Genomic DNA, 16001 nt, shown 5'->3' on the forward strand with positions numbered 1-16001 from the left:
AAATATGATTTTAATTGTTGATAGCGGGGCGACTAAGGCAGACTGGATAGCGCTGGATGAGACGGGTGAGCAGCTATTTACAACCCAAACCCTCGGTTTGAGCCCAGAGGTTCTAACCAAAGAAATTATCGTAGAAAGAATTACGAATAATTTTGATATCTACAAGAATAGAAAAATGGTAACGAATCTGTTTTTCTATGGGGCTGGTTGTGGTACTGAACGTATGAGGAATTTTATGAAAGATATTTTTCAAGAATTTTTCTTAAATGGAGAGATCTCCGTAAAAGAAGATACCTATGCAGCTATTTACGCTACAACAAAGCCTGGAGAGAAGGCGGTTGTTTGTATTTTAGGTACAGGTTCTAATTGTAGTTATTGGGATGGTGATGATATCCTTCAAAAGGTAGATTCTTTAGGATATATCCTTATGGATGATTGCAGTGGAAACTATTTTGGCAGACAGCTTTTAAGAGATTATTATTACAACAAAATACCTGCCGATCTTGCTCGGTTATTTTCCGAGAATTATGATTTAGATTCCGATACCATAAAAAATCATTTGTACAAGCAGCCAAATCCAAATACATATTTAGCTACTTTCGCTAAATTCCTTATCCAAAATAAGGAGAATGATTATGCACAGCGACTAATAGCCAAGGGAATGCAATTGTTTGTTGATAACTGGATTAGCCAATATGAGCAAGCTAAAGATGTTCCTGTGCACTTTGTAGGAAGTATTTCTTATTATTTAAAGGATGAGCTTAAAAAGGTCCTAGAGGCAAATAATTTGCGAATGGGTAATGTTTTGAGAAGGCCAATAGATGGTCTGGTCTCATATCACCGAGATAATATATAAAAAAGACCGCTTTAAGCGGTCTTTTTTTTATTCAATGTATGTTATGATCTTATCCTTTTACTGCAATCATTGAAATTTCAACATTTACATATTTAGGTAGGTTTGCAACCTCTACGGTTTCTCTTGCTGGAGCCGTAGCTTCGTCAAAACGACTTCCGTACACTTTATTTACCTTACCAAAATCATTCATGTTTTTAAGAAATATACTGGACTTAATAACATGATCAAAGTTTAATCCCGCAGCTTCCAAAATAGCTTCCAGGTTTTTCATAACCTTTTCTGTTTCGGCCTCAATAGAGCTGTTTTCCAGCTCGCCTGTCTGAGCATCTAAAGCTATTTGACCTGATATGTAAAGTGTGTTCCCGCTAAGAACCGCTTGGTTGTATGGTCCGATAGGTGCGGGCGCATTTGGAGATGTGATAATTTTTTTCATGTTCATTCTGGTTAATTAATGTTATAAACGTCTATCTGGTTCACGTCTTTTATCCCATTTAAGGTCACTTAATATTGAAGACTTAATTCCTATAAAGAAATACCATGAGGTTCTCGTTCCGAAAGGCGTCCAGTTAAAATTTAATCTGAAACTCTCCAGATCACGCTCAAATCTTAATTGTGTGTATGTAAATCCACCGTCTTTAAAGTCATAACCTGATGAGGCTCCAACCTTCCATCTTGGGGATAGTTGAATGTTTCCGGAAAACATTAATGAGTTTGTGGTAATCTCGCTTTGTCTGTTACGATTACTATAGGTAAGTGAGTACGCCAATCTTAAATCCCATGGCACATCGGCTGCATAAGCTGTTTGATTTACAGGTTCATTGTCTTCATCATCTTCGTCAGAAAAGGTTCGGCTATCACTAAAATCCTGTGCTTTTCCAAAAAGGTCATCATCTCTACCACCACTTTGTGTGTTGTCGTCTTCCTTACTGTCATCACCTCCCTTTTGGAATGTTTTGCTGTTTAGGGAGTAGCTGACATTAACATTTGCGTTGGTCATTCGTACAATGCTTCCGCCGTTGTTAATATTAAATACATCAATTCTATTACCTGCATTGTCAATTGCATACGGATCGAAAGTTGCTCCAAAGTTTACCGACATCTTATTCTTAAAAAGTTGTGTACCACCAGTCATCCTTATCGGGCTTAAGGCCAACGAGTCAGCAGCAATATTGTAGCTGGTTGAGAAATTAAGGTTGTTTAGAAGTTTAATTTTTTCAGGTTCTGTCGCGGTCGAATCCTTACTACGTACTTTTGCTTCTACAACGTTGTTTAATGAGAATCCTATATTGTTTGCATTCGATCTGCTGGGAGTTCCAAATAAACCACCTTCAAATCGGGTATAGTCTTCTATACGGCCTTGTTCGTCAGCTATATACTGATCGTAGTAGTTGTCAAATCCGGGAGTATATCCATAACTTACCGATGGTCGAACCGTATGTCGGATGGCTTGAATTTTTTTATCTTCCCCAAAATTGAATGTTCCATACATTGTAGTTCCCAGGCTGGCAGATAGATTGTATTGCATGAACCTGTCAAATCCACTGAGCGTATCGATGGTTATATCATCTATGGTAGCGTCGTAGTCGTTTTTTCTGATTGTCTTGAATTGCCAGACTTCATCGATATTCCCTCCAACACTCGCGCTTAAATATTTAAGCACTTTAAAGTTGGTAGCTACGGGAATTGAATGTCTGAAACCGGCTCGGGCATCATCAAACATTTTACTGGTGAAAAACTCTTCATCGTTGGTCTCAATTCTGTTTTCACCTCTTAAGTTATATTGAAAGTTTACATTTTGAATAATCCCTTTTTTAATTCCATCTCTCTTGGCGAACGGATAGATTCTTTCCATGCTTGCCTGTAGCGTAGGCAATGTCATATTGATCGTTTCGGTTCGCGTATTCTGCTGATGCGTTGCGGTTAAATTTAGGTTTACGCTGGGATATCCTGTAAAGGTTTTGTTGTACGATACAGAAGACTGTAGCGTGTTATTCATAAAGTTGGGTGAATTCAACTGGTTGAAGGAGTCACTGTAGTAACTACTACTACCAAGATTGACTGATGCTGAAAACCTGGAATTAGGATTGGCTTTCGCATCCTGACTATGATTCCATTGTATGTTGTAAATGGTACTTCGGCTGTAATCAGGGAACCCTTTTTGGCTGGCTATGAGGTTTTCATATCTTAGCCTTACACTTCCTCTAAACTTATATCGCGCGGCATAATTAGATTCAACCCTGAGGCCATAACTGCCATTGGTATAATAATCACCAGTTAGGGCTAAATCGTAATAATCACTCAAGGCGAAATAATACCCTCCGTTTTGTAAAAAGAAACCACGATCTCTGGCCTCTCCGGGTGTTGGCATTATAAATCCGGACTGTTTGGTATCCGTCATTGGGAAATATGCAAAAGGAACTGCTATGGGCGTTGGTACATCTACGATATACATATTGCTAAAACCCGCAATAACCTTTTTGTCCGGGACAAATTTAGCCTTCCTTACACGAATGTAATACTCGGGATCATCAAGATTCTTTGAAGTAGTTAGTCTTCCTTCTTTTAAGAAGTAGGTGGAGTCATTCTCCTTTTTAGTCACCTCTGCAAAAACATTCATCGGTTCTCCAACGGTTTGCTCAGATCTTGAGTTCCAGATCAAAGCTTTTTTGGTATCGAAATTGAAACGTATGGAGTCGGGTTCTACAACATTCTGTCCTTGTTTGAAATAAGGTGTCTGCGATAAATTACCAGCGGTATCCTTAATCCTTCCTGCATATACTTCATTCTTGTTGTAATCGATAACAATAATACCGGCCTTAAGCTCATATTCTCCGTAATACACCTCGGCTTCATTGTAGAGATAGATCTTGTTTTCCTTCCTCGACATTTTTACATAGTCTGTGGCGGTATATTTTATAATGTCAGTCAAAAAAGGAGGCGGTCCTTGAATGCTATCATTAACTGTGGCTGTAGAGTCTACTTTGGTAGTATCCTGAACTACAGGTTGTATTAAATCTTTATCAATGGAGACATTTATCGAATCTTTTTCAGCTTCAATGTTTAAAGGTTGCTTTTTAGGTGTTTCCTGAGCCTGAGTGGCCCAGCCCATAAACATTAAAAACAGCATTAAAAGTATGTACGGTTTGTTTGCTTGCAATGCTTTATATCTTACTTTTGTAAAAGTATGGCTTAGTTTTTGACGTGCCAAACTTACGTATATTTTTTGTTCTCTTAAATATTGTTTTGAGAAATAATTAAAATTAATAACAGATATAATACGTTATTATTACATGAAGAATTTGAGAAGCTACTTTTTGATCGCCTTATTGATAATTTCCATCTCACCTATATATGCGCAACAAAACAGTAAAAAGTTTAAAGTAGTGCTGGATGCGGGGCATGGAGGTCATGACCCTGGAAATATGGGTAGTGGATTTAAAGAGAAGGACATTGCGTTGAGTATAGTTTTAAAAGTCGGTGCAATGCTCCAAAAGAATAAGGATATAGAGGTGATCTACACCCGAAAGACTGATAAATTTGTAGATCTTTTTGTAAGGGGAAAAATAGCTAATGAGGCAGAAGCGGATTTATTTGTTTCGGTACACTGTAATGCGCATAATTCTTCAGCACACGGAACAGAAACCTGGGTGTTAGGTCTGGATGGGAATAAACGTAATATGGAAGTCGCCAAAAAGGAAAACTCCGTAATATACCTGGAGGAAAATTATGAAGTTAATTATGCTCAATATGACTTGAATTCCCCTGAAAGTTTTATTGGTTTAACGATGATGCAGGAGGAATACCTGGATCAAAGTATATTATTGGCGAAAATGATACAGGATAATTTTACCGGATCTTTAAAAAGAAAGGATAGGGGGGTGAAGCAAAATGTATTCATTGTATTACATCAAACTGTTATGCCAAGTGTTTTAGTAGAGACCGGATTTTTGACTTATAAACCGGAAGGGAAATATTTAAATTCTAATGGTGGGCAACAGGGAATGGCCAGTTCAATAGCGAAAGCTGTGTTAGCATATAAGAAATCAGTTGATGAAAATACGGGAGATGTTATAGATGAAACATCATTGGCATCAATTGTGCAGGACGAGGGTATGGTGTCTTCTATTAGTTCCAATGATGTAGTGTTTAAAATACAGATAGCGGCCGGGTCTAATAAACTAGATTTAAAGCCTTATAATTTTAAAGGACTTTCACCGGTCACTATGCAAGAAGAAAATGGGGTTTATCGCTATTTTTATGGGGAAACCACGAATTTTGAAACGGCAAAATCACTTCAAAAAGAAGCTAATGGAAAAGGGTATCAGTCTTGTTTTATTGTAGCCTATAAAAATGGACAGAAAATGAGCTTGAGTGAAGCTGTAAAATCCATTTCAAATTAGAATGCTTCTATTAAAATTATTTCTATTTTTGTTTTGTACAGAAAAATCAAATTCTTTTGAAGCTAACTAGAGAAATCAAAACAGCGATTATAATCCTTGGCGGTATCCTTTTATTCATTTTAGGATTTACCTATTTAAAGTCCAGTTCATTATTTTCAAACGGTCGTAAATACTTCGCAGTATACGATAATGTTGGTGGTATTGCTATCGGAACTCCTATCTTAATTAATGGGTATCAGGTTGGTACCATCAAAGATATCCGATTTATAGATGGAGAAGGAAATTTGTTGGTAACCTTAATCGTAGACAGTGAATTTCAATTTTCTAAAAACAGTACAGCTGAAATCTATGATACAGGAATAATTGGAGGGAAAAGTATCCGAATTATACCGGAGTTTGATAATAGTGAAATGGCAAAGTCTGGAGATACACTTATTTCAGCGATTAAGCCAGGACTTACGGAATTGGTGACCCAAAAGCTGACACCCCTTCAGGAAAAAATAGAAAGAATGATTGTGAGCACTGATTCGGTGCTGGTAGGGATGGATCAAGTAATGGATGAAGAATCGAGAGAAAATTTAAGAGAAACTATAGGGAATCTGAATCATACGGTAGCAAATTTTAAATCAGCTTCGTATTCTCTTGATAATTTATTGACCAATAATAAAGAGAAATTAAATAATACTATTGGCAATGTAAATAAAGTTTCTAGTAATCTGGCTCAATTAAGTGACACTTTAGCTCAGGCCAATTTAGGTAGCACTATTAATGAGTTAGAACAGACGATTACCAAATTCAATAGTATGATGACCCAAATGCAGGAAGGAGAAGGTTCGTTAGGAAAGCTAATGAAAGACGAGGCACTCTATAAGAATATATCAGAGGCATCAGGGCAATTAGAGCTATTATTGGAGGATATGCGTCTTAATCCTAAGCGCTATGTGCATTTTTCGCTTTTTGGAAAAAAGCAAAAACCTTATGAAGGTCCTATAGAAGAACAAAACTAGAACTAGCATGAACTGGATACCAAACATATTATTTGCGATTGTTTTAATTATTGGGATAGGCTTTTTTGCTAAAAATGTTAAAAAGTTAGTTCGCAATATTAAATTAGGAAGAGATATTGACAGAACCGATCATAAAAAGGACCGGTGGAATAATATGATCCGTATTGCTTTAGGACAAGGTAAAATGGTGGTTCGTCCTGTTGCAGGTATTATGCATATTATTGTTTATGTTGGTTTTATCATAATTAATATAGAAGTCCTTGAAATTATCATAGACGGACTTTTCGGGACTCACCGAATATTTGCCTTTTTAGGGGGTGGATATGACTTTCTAATAGGCTCATTTGAGGTGTTGGCATTATTAGTTCTTGTTGCGGTATTTGTTTTTTGGGTACGAAGAAATGTGATAAAATTAAAACGTTTCTGGAACCCTGAAATGAAAGGATGGCCTAAAAATGATGCGAATTATATTCTTTATATAGAGGCCGTTTTAATGTGTTTGTTTTTAACAATGAACGCAACTGACTATCAATTACAACAGTTAGGGGCAGAGCATTATACTCAGGCTGGAGCGTTCCCTGTGAGTCAGTTGATAGCTCCTCTTTTTGAAGGGTTATCTCAGTCTGCTTTGGTGATGATAGAACGTTCTGCATGGTGGTTGCACATCGTTGGGATCTTGTTCTTTCTGAACTATTTATATTATTCAAAACATCTGCATATTCTATTGGCGTTTCCGAATACGTGGTATGCGAATCTGGAGCCAAAAGGAAAGTTAGATAATTTGGAAGCAGTTACAAATGAAGTGAAATTAATGCTCGATCCAAACGCAGACCCATTTGCTGCTCCTTCCGAAGGGGATGAAATGTCAGAACCGGAAAAATTTGGAGCCTCAGATGCAACCGACCTAAATTGGGTACAATTGATGAATGCATACACCTGTACAGAGTGTGGGCGTTGTACAAGTGAATGTCCTGCAAACCAAACAGGAAAGCTTTTATCTCCCAGAAAAATAATGATGGATACCAGAGACAGGCTTGAAGAAATAGGGAAGAATATAGATGCGAATGGGGGTACATTCAAGGAGGATAATAAACAACTTTTAGACAATTATATAACCAAAGAAGAACTTTGGGCATGTACATCATGCAATGCTTGTGTAGAAGCATGTCCAGTAAATATTAATCCATTATCTATTATTATCGATATGAGACGTTACCTTGTTATGGAACAGTCTGCAGCACCAGCAGAATTGAACAATATGATGGGGAATATCGAAAATAACGGGGCTCCATGGCCTTATAATCAAATGGATAGATTGAACTGGAAAGATGAAGTTTAACAAACATCAACTAATTATAAACTTTAAATTTAAATTTTAAGAAGAAGAAAGATGAAAAAGGAAGAAGTAGCTAGACTGTTACACAAAAAACTGGCAGAGGGAGAACATGTAAGTCCGGTATTACCAGAAGGGATTAAAAACTATTTAATTGACATTGATGGTACTATTTGTGACGATATTCCAAATGAAGAACCGGAGCGAATGGCCACAGCGAATGTGTACCCAGACGCCTTAGATACATTGAATAGATGGTATGAGGAAGGTCATATAATTTATTTCTTTACTTCCAGAACAGAGGAGCATAGAGAGGTAACTGAAGACTGGTTGAACAGACATGGATTTAAATACCACGGTATGGTAATGGGTAAACCGAGAGGTGGAAATTATCATTGGGTGGATAACCATTTGGTAAAGGCAACTCGTTACAATGGTAAATTCACTGATTTAGTAGATAAAGAAGTTACCATTCAGGTGTTTGATGACGGAAAGCACGATTAATTAAAATGAATATATAGCGTAGTGACCATAAAGTTACTGCGCTATTCTTTAAAATACAGTTAGACAATGAGTGATACTATTAAAGTTCCTACAATGGCAGAAATGATGGCCCAGGGTAAATCTCCTGAGGTTTTATTTTGGGTAGGTTGTGCCGGGAGTTTTGACGATAGAGCAAAAAAAATCACAAAAGCCTTTGTTAAACTATTAAACAAAGCTAAGGTTGAATTTGCTGTTCTTGGTACTGAAGAAAGCTGTACAGGAGATCCGGCTAAAAGATCCGGGAATGAATTTTTGTTTCAGATGCAGGCGGTAACCAACATAGAGGTTATGAATGCCTATGAGGTAAAAAAGATTGTTACGGCTTGTCCTCATTGTTTTAATACGATTAAAAATGAATATCCTGCCTTAGGAGGTACTTATGAAGTAGTTCATCATACTCAATTTCTTAAATCTCTTTTGGATGATGGACGGTTGACGATTGAAGGCGGACAATTTAAAGGAAAAAGAATTACATTTCATGACCCATGCTACCTGGGTAGAGCTAACAATGTTTATGAAGCACCTCGTGATTTGATAAAAAAACTGGATGCTGAGTTAGTGGAAATGAAAAATTGCCGTAAAAAAGGTTTCTGTTGTGGTGCTGGCGGAGCTCAAATGTTTAAAGAACCTGAAAAAGGTAATAAGGATGTAAACATAGAGCGCACTGAACAGGCATTAGAAACCAAACCAGATGTGATTGCAGCTGCTTGCCCTTTTTGTAATACAATGATGACCGATGGGGTTAAGGGCAAAGAAAAAGAAGCTGAGTTACAGGTGATGGATGTAGCAGAATTGATTGCAAATGCAGAGGATTTATAAATAATTTAAAGAAAATGTTAGTAGATTTTGAAGCGCTACCCGAAACTGCTCGGGTATGGATATTTCAGGCAAACAGATCCTTTACCGAGGAGGAAATAGCTGAAATATCAGACAAATTTGGAAATTTTGTAGAAGAATGGACAGCCCATGGAGCTGGCTTGAAAGCCGGTTTTCAGATAAGATATAAACGATTTTTGATACTGGCACTGGATCAGGAATTTAACAGTGCATCAGGATGTTCTATTGATGCATCCGTGCGTTTTATTCAGGAACTTGAAAAAGAGTATGATGTCGACTTATTGGATAAAATGAACGTGTCATACAGGCAAGGAGATTTCATTGCATATAAGCCCCTGAAAGACTTCAAGAAGATGGCTAAAGATAAAGCCGTGTCGCTAAATACAATTGTCTTTAACAATTTGGTTACTAATAAGGAAGAATATCTGAATTATTGGGAAGTTCCCGCACGCGATAGTTGGCATGCACGTTTTATGAAATAAAAAATAATAGTGATTATCTACAATTTTGGCTTCGTTTTTGACGTTGCAAAACTAGATTTGAATCATCAAAAAAAAGACCCTGAATTATGACAAGAAGGATACGATCTATTATTACTTTATTAACCTTCCTTTGTATTAGTCAAGGAAGTATTGCTCAGCAAGACCCCTTATTAGCTCAAAATGCCGAAGAACAGCAAAAATGGGTAGATAGTTTATATGATCAGATGACCCTGGATGAAAAGGTAGGTCAGTTATTTATGGTCAGGGCCTATTCTAACGGAAACCAAAAGCATATAGAAGAAGTAGAAAAACTGGTAAAGGATTATCATGTAGGTGGAATTATTTTTTCTAAAGGAGCTCCATACAAGCAGGCACTGCTTAATAATAAACTTCAGGCTTTAGCTCAAACAAAAATGCTCATGGCTATGGACGCTGAATGGGGCCTCGCAATGCGATTGGATTCTACATTTGCTTATCCTTATAACATGATGCTGGGAGCGGTTAAAGATGACAAAATTATTGAAAAGGTTGGACAACGTATTGGTGAGCATACCCGTAGATTGGGAATGCATATCAATTTTGCTCCGGATGTAGACATCAATACGAATCCTGACAATCCTATAATTGGTAATAGATCCTTTGGTGAAGACCCTGAAAATGTAGCCCGAAAAGCAATAGCATTTACCAAAGGAATGCAGTCTGCAGGTGTTTTAGCCAATGCTAAGCACTTTCCTGGGCATGGAGATACAGAATCCGACTCTCATAAAACACTGCCAACAATTTCTTTCTCAAAAGAGCGAATTGATTCGGTGGAGCTGTACCCTTATAAAAGATTATTTCAAGAAGGTTTGGCTAGTGTGATGGTCGCTCATTTAAATGTGCCCAGCCTCGAATCACGGCAGAACTTTCCATCTACCTTATCAAAAGCCATAGTAACAGATCTTCTCAAAGAACGGTTAAATTTTAAAGGACTCATTTTCACGGATGCGATGGAGATGAAAGGAGTCGCAAATTACGACGATCCGGGTGAAGTGGATTTAAAAGCTTTCATGGCCGGTAATGATGTGCTTTTAATTTCAGCAGACACCCCTAAGGCTATTGGAAAAATCGTAGAAGCATATAATAATAATACCATTACTGAAGAGCGATTAGCCCATTCAGTTAAGAAAATCCTGAAAGCTAAATTTAAGGTTGGACTCGATAATTATGCAAATGTAGCTACGGAAAACCTGGAAGCTGACTTGAATGCTTTGGATGATTATGTTTTAAGAGAAGAGGTTATTGAGAATGCCATAACCGTAGTTCAAAACAAGTATGGAATCTTACCTATAAAAAACCTTGAAAAGAAGAAAATAGCCTATGTGAAATTTGGAGATGATCAAGGAGCACCTTTTCTTCAAGCTATGCAGCGATATGCTAAAGTTGATGAGGTTTCTGGAGATAATCTTGCAGATTTATTAGAAAATTTAAAACCATATAATACGGTTATAGTTGGATTTCACAGATCTGATGCGACTCCGTGGAAGGCATTTAAATTTACAGATAAGGAAAAGGTATGGTTGTATGAACTAGGAAGGGTAAAAGATGTGGTTCTGGATGTTTTTGCCAAGCCGTACGCTCTACTCGATTTACAAACGCTAACCAACTTAGAAGGCATTATTGTTAGTTATCAGAATAATGCGGTTGCACAAGATAAATCAGCGCAAGTGATCTTTGGAGGGTTAACAGCAAAAGGAATACTTCCGGTTACCTCGAATAATGAACTTCCGGTAGGAACTTCTGTGGTAGTTAATAATATCAAAAGGCTACAGTATGGATTACCTGAAAGCGTAGGGATGAGCTCGGAGCGTTTAAAAAAAGTTGATTCCATGGCTCAGCTTACCATCAAATCAGGAATGTCTCCCGGCTTACAGTTATTAATTGCCAGGGATGGTCGTGTTATTTACAATAAGGCTTTTGGAAGGCATATCTATGGTGGTGACAGGAATGTTAAGGAAACCGATTTGTATGATTTGGCCTCTCTCACCAAAATACTGGCAACCTTACCCGTAGTAATGAAGCTTGAAGAAGACGGAGTTATCGATTTTAATACCCGACTTGGTCAAATGCTACCCGATCTCCAGAAGAGTAATAAAGAAGATCTTTCACTTCTAAAAGTGCTATCACATTATGCAAGGCTTAAGCCCTGGATACCTTTTTATATCAGTACCCTTGACAGTGCTACAAAAAAACCACTACCCAAATACTACAGCAAAGATAAAAAGGGAAAGTTTGATGTGAAAGTAGCTGATAATATGTACATCAGAAAAGACCTGAATGATTCTATTTTTAAAGAAATCAAAGACTCTGATTTGTTGTCGCGCTTGCAATACAGATACAGTGATTTGGGATATTTCTTAATGAAAAGATTTATTGAAGATCATTATGGTGAATCATTGGCTGAAATAACTCAAAAGCAGTTATATCAACCCTTAGGAGCATTTCACACAACATTTAATCCGCTTACTAAATTTAAAAAAGGAGATATAGTACCCACGGAGATTGATGATTATTTCCGGAATCAGACCTTGCAAGGATATGTCCATGATATGGGAGCTGCCATGCAAGGAGGAGTTGGAGGACATGCCGGATTGTTTAGTACTGCGAATGATGTAGCGAAAATAATGCAAATGTATTTGCAGAACGGTTATTATGGAGGTGATAATTTCTTTCAGCCTACTACCATAGACCGCTTTAATACCTGTTATTTTTGCCCTGAAGATGTAAGAAGAGGAGTTGGTTTCGATAAGCCTCAATTGGGAGAGTCAGGACCGACTTGCGGTTGTGTTTCCATGACTAGTTTTGGACACAGTGGTTTTACCGGAACCTATGCCTGGGCTGATCCTGATCAGGAATTGGTTTATGTCTTTTTATCGAACAGAACATATCCTACCATGGAAAATCGAAAACTTATCGCTGAGGGAGTTCGAACTACAATTCAAGAATATATTTATGAGGCCATTGTTGAATAGTTATACCTTGTTAATGAGTTTCTTACAATAAGAGTTTTTCTCTTTAACATAATTGTAACGATAAAACCGAGTCTAAGTTGTAATTTTATATACAATTAAAAGACTAAGGTTCATATCTGTCAACTTTGTCTTATCAAGTATACATCGATGAAAATAGCTATTGTTTGTTATCCAACCTTTGGAGGTAGTGGTGTGGTGGCCACCGAATTAGGAATGGCATTAGCCGAAAGAGGGCACGAAATTCATTTTATCACCTATAAGCAACCTGTTCGTTTAGCTTTGCTTACCGGAAATATATTTTTCCATGAAGTACACGTACCCGAGTATCCGTTATTCCATTATCAACCCTATGAGCTGGCTTTATCGAGTAAACTGGTAGATATGGTTAAAATGTATGGTATCGAATTACTTCACGTACATTATGCCATTCCTCACGCTTATGCAGGATATATGGCGAAGCAAATGCTAAAAGAAGAAGGAATTAATCTTCCCATGGTAACAACATTGCATGGAACGGATATAACCCTGGTTGGAAACCACCCGTTCTATAAACCTGCAGTTACCTTTAGTATAAATAAATCAGATGTTGTAACCTCTGTTTCAGAAAGCCTGAAAGATGATACAGAACGATTTTTTGATATTAAGACTGAAATCAATGTAATTCCTAACTTTATTGATTCCTCTAAATACGATCTTCAATTTACAGATTGTAATCGCGGAATGATGGCATTACCTGCGGAAAGAATAATAACGCATATCAGTAATTTCAGAAAGGTTAAGCGTATTCCTGATGTTATTAAGATTTTTTATAAAGTACAAAAGGAGGTTCCTTCAAAATTAGTGATGGTAGGGGAAGGACCTGAAAAGGAATATGCTGAAAGAATGTGTGATGAATTGGGAATTACCGACAAAGTACTCTTTTTGGGTAACAGTACGGAAATAGATAAGATTTTGTGTTTTTCAGATTTGTTCTTATTGCCTTCAGAAACTGAAAGCTTTGGTTTGGCAGCACTCGAAGCTATGATCAACAGGACTCCTGTTATATCAAGTAATTCAGGGGGTATACCTGAAGTTAATGAACAAGGAATAAGTGGATTTTTAAGTGAAGTAGGAGCTGTCGATGAAATGGCTGAAAATGCAATCCTTATTTTAAAGGAAGATGCAACCTTAGAGCGTTACAAGGATGCAGCACAGAAACAGGCCCAAAAGTTTGATATAAAGAGAATCGTACCTATTTATGAAGCTATTTATCAAAAGGCTTTTAGCTTGGTTGAATAAATGATGATTATTTTTTTTTGTCATTTCCTTTAAACAGATTCCATCCAAAAGGAAGTAGTAGTAAGATAAAAATATAGCGTCCGGTTAATATTCCATATAAGCTTATAATAAGGCCTATTAACATTAAGGTTCTTGTAAGTGACATTTTTTTGGATAAAGATACTAAGTACACCATAAACATCATATATTTTCAGCGTTTTAAAGCCTCATTTGATGGAGATATTCACCCCCCGCTTTTTATCGTTTTTTTTTGAATTTTGAAGCAAATATCTGATTAATAGTATCCTAATGAGTAATTTTATAAGGTGCTATTGTTTAATCAACAAATGTTATTTGTGTTAATTCATATTCAAAATGAAATTAAAACTTACAATATTCTTATTGCTAAGTTGGGTTGGCGTATTATACTCACAGAATCTTCATACCCAGTCGAATGCTGCATCTATAGAGAATGAGTCTAATGCTACGACCGGATGGACATCAAATTCAAATATGACATCGAGCAACGTTTCTGCCGTTGATGGAAATTTTTCGATCTTATCCGTATCTACCGGAACCAATGGTAGATTAATGAGTTATACGTTCCCGGCTGTTGTTGGAGAAGTTTATGATATAAGTATTTGGGCCAGGGAAGGAGATCAGGGAAACTTACCGGCGTTTGCCAACTGGGTAGGTTTTAACGGATTTACAACCACGGTTATTTCCGGTACCAACTGGACGGAATATACATGGACCTTAACGGCAACGAATACAAGCCCCATAATTCGGGTATATTGTAGCCCTTTGTCCGGAGCAACTCCTGGTGATAATGTATACATAGATGCGGTGTCCATAACTTTGCAAAGTAATGATAATGAAGCACCAACGGCGCCTGCCAATTTAACTTCCAGTAATACGACAAGTACCACCACGACTCTAGATTGGAATGCTGCTACAGATAATGTGGGGGTAACCAACTATGAGGTGTTCCGGGATGGAGTTAGTATTGGACTATCAGGGGGCAATACCACCTTTAACGTTACCGGATTGTCAGCAAATACCGCTTATGATTTTACGGTATTTGCCAGGGATGCTGCGGGTAATGTATCACCATCAAGTAATGTACATACGGTTACGACCAACAATGCTAATGATACCCAGGCACCCACGGCACCTACTAACCTGAGTTCCAATAATACCACAACGACAACTACAACCTTGAACTGGAATGCTGCTACAGATAATGTGGGGGTTACTGATTATCAAGTGTTTCAGGATGGAGTGGGTATTGGATTATCAGGAGGAAACACCACTTTTAACGTTTCGGGGTTAACAGCCAACACTTCTTATGACTTTACGGTATTTGCCAGAGATGCTGCCGGGAATGTTTCACCTTCCAGTAATGTTCATACAGTTACAACCTTAAATGCCGCCGATACACAAGCACCAACCGCTCCTACTAATTTATCGTCAAATAATACGACGAGTACATCTACTACACTCAGTTGGAATGCTTCCACCGACAATGTGGGGGTCACTAACTATCAAGTTTTTCAGGACGGACAGAGTATTGGTTTTTCAGGTGGCGGGACCAATTTTAATGTGAATTCATTGACCCCGGATACTTCCTATGATTTTACAGTCAGGGCGAGGGACGCTGCTGGGAATGTATCTAATGCGAGTAATATACATACGGTTAATACGCAAAGTGCTCAATTTACAGATTACACCTCAGAAAATTCAAATTTACCAACGGTCGACTGGACGGCCAGAGATTTGTTTGCCAATAGAAATATAGGAATAGGAACCACGAACACAAGAGGTTTTAGATTGGCTGTAGCGGGAGATATTCTATCAGAAGAGGTTCGGGTGGCTTTACAGGGAAACTGGCCGGATTATGTGTTTAATGAAGGCTATGACCTTATGAGTATCTATCAGGTAGAAGCCTATATTCAGAAGAATCGACATTTAAAAAATATTCCAAGTGCATCCTACATTCAGGAAAATGGGATCGAACTAGGAGATATGAGTGGAATGCTATTGGAAAAAATAGAAGAGTTGACTCTTTACACCATTCAACAACAAAAAGAATTAGATCTTTTAAAAGCGCAGAATTTATTGCTCCTTGAGAAGTTAAAGCTTATGGAGAAACAAATGAAGAATAGTGATAAAAAGTATTAAGTCACAAAATCATATGAAACGGACATGTAGACTATTACTGTTATTTTTCTTAATTTCAACCCCCCTGGTTTTTTCTCAAAGTATAAGAAAAAAT

The 16001-nt window shown here is 37.4% G+C and carries 12 protein-coding genes; 10 read left to right on the plus strand and 2 right to left on the minus strand.

What is annotated here, in order from left to right:
* The first annotated feature begins 4 nt into the window (after nt 1–4).
* The gene (locus P278_RS04385) at nt 5–856 is read left to right on the plus strand and encodes a BadF/BadG/BcrA/BcrD ATPase family protein (protein WP_038262960.1); all 852 of its coding nucleotides are present in this window, start codon (nt 5–7) and stop codon (nt 854–856) included.
* 49 nt (nt 857–905) lie between these two features.
* On the opposite strand, the gene P278_RS04390 is transcribed toward P278_RS04385, so the two are convergent.
* Nucleotides 906–1289: a Rid family detoxifying hydrolase gene (locus tag P278_RS04390; RefSeq protein ID WP_038263022.1), complete on the minus strand. Its 384-nt coding sequence runs from the start codon at nt 1287–1289 to the stop codon at nt 906–908.
* A 21-nt stretch (nt 1290–1310) separates the two neighbouring features.
* Nucleotides 1311–4064 (minus strand): putative LPS assembly protein LptD, encoded by a 2754-nt coding sequence (locus tag P278_RS04395; protein ID WP_200909601.1) that lies wholly within the window; start codon nt 4062–4064, stop codon nt 1311–1313.
* A gap of 82 nt (nt 4065–4146) precedes the next feature.
* Between P278_RS04395 and P278_RS04400 the strand changes: the two genes are divergently transcribed.
* From P278_RS04400 to P278_RS04440, 9 genes are all read left to right on the plus strand, one after another.
* Nucleotides 4147–5256: an N-acetylmuramoyl-L-alanine amidase gene (locus P278_RS04400; protein ID WP_038262963.1), complete on the plus strand. Its 1110-nt coding sequence runs from the start codon at nt 4147–4149 to the stop codon at nt 5254–5256.
* 56 nt (nt 5257–5312) lie between these two features.
* Nucleotides 5313–6263 (plus strand): MlaD family protein, encoded by a 951-nt coding sequence (locus P278_RS04405; RefSeq protein ID WP_038262965.1) that lies wholly within the window; start codon nt 5313–5315, stop codon nt 6261–6263.
* 7 nt (nt 6264–6270) lie between these two features.
* A complete protein-coding gene (locus tag P278_RS04410) occupies nt 6271–7602 on the plus strand; it encodes a 4Fe-4S dicluster domain-containing protein (RefSeq protein ID WP_038262968.1) in 1332 nt (443 codons plus the stop codon).
* A gap of 51 nt (nt 7603–7653) precedes the next feature.
* The gene (locus tag P278_RS04415) at nt 7654–8100 is read left to right on the plus strand and encodes an LNS2 domain-containing protein (RefSeq protein ID WP_038262971.1); all 447 of its coding nucleotides are present in this window, start codon (nt 7654–7656) and stop codon (nt 8098–8100) included.
* 66 nt (nt 8101–8166) lie between these two features.
* The gene (locus P278_RS04420; protein WP_038262972.1) at nt 8167–8958 is read left to right on the plus strand and encodes a (Fe-S)-binding protein; all 792 of its coding nucleotides are present in this window, start codon (nt 8167–8169) and stop codon (nt 8956–8958) included.
* A 14-nt stretch (nt 8959–8972) separates the two neighbouring features.
* Complete coding sequence (locus P278_RS04425; RefSeq protein WP_038262975.1) at nt 8973–9458, plus strand: hypothetical protein; 486 nt, start codon at nt 8973–8975, stop codon at nt 9456–9458.
* An 86-nt stretch (nt 9459–9544) separates the two neighbouring features.
* The gene (locus P278_RS04430) at nt 9545–12469 is read left to right on the plus strand and encodes a glycoside hydrolase family 3 N-terminal domain-containing protein (RefSeq protein ID WP_038262977.1); all 2925 of its coding nucleotides are present in this window, start codon (nt 9545–9547) and stop codon (nt 12467–12469) included.
* A 147-nt stretch (nt 12470–12616) separates the two neighbouring features.
* Nucleotides 12617–13747 carry an N-acetyl-alpha-D-glucosaminyl L-malate synthase BshA gene (bshA, locus tag P278_RS04435; RefSeq protein WP_038262980.1) on the plus strand — a complete coding sequence of 377 codons (1131 nt, stop codon included), beginning with the start codon at nt 12617–12619 and terminating at the stop codon, nt 13745–13747.
* 354 nt (nt 13748–14101) lie between these two features.
* The gene (locus tag P278_RS04440; RefSeq protein WP_051413399.1) at nt 14102–15907 is read left to right on the plus strand and encodes a fibronectin type III domain-containing protein; all 1806 of its coding nucleotides are present in this window, start codon (nt 14102–14104) and stop codon (nt 15905–15907) included.
* Nucleotides 15908–16001 lie beyond the last annotated feature (94 nt).

Source organism: Zhouia amylolytica AD3 (assembly GCF_000511935.2).
GTDB lineage: Bacteria > Bacteroidota > Bacteroidia > Flavobacteriales > Flavobacteriaceae > Zhouia > Zhouia amylolytica.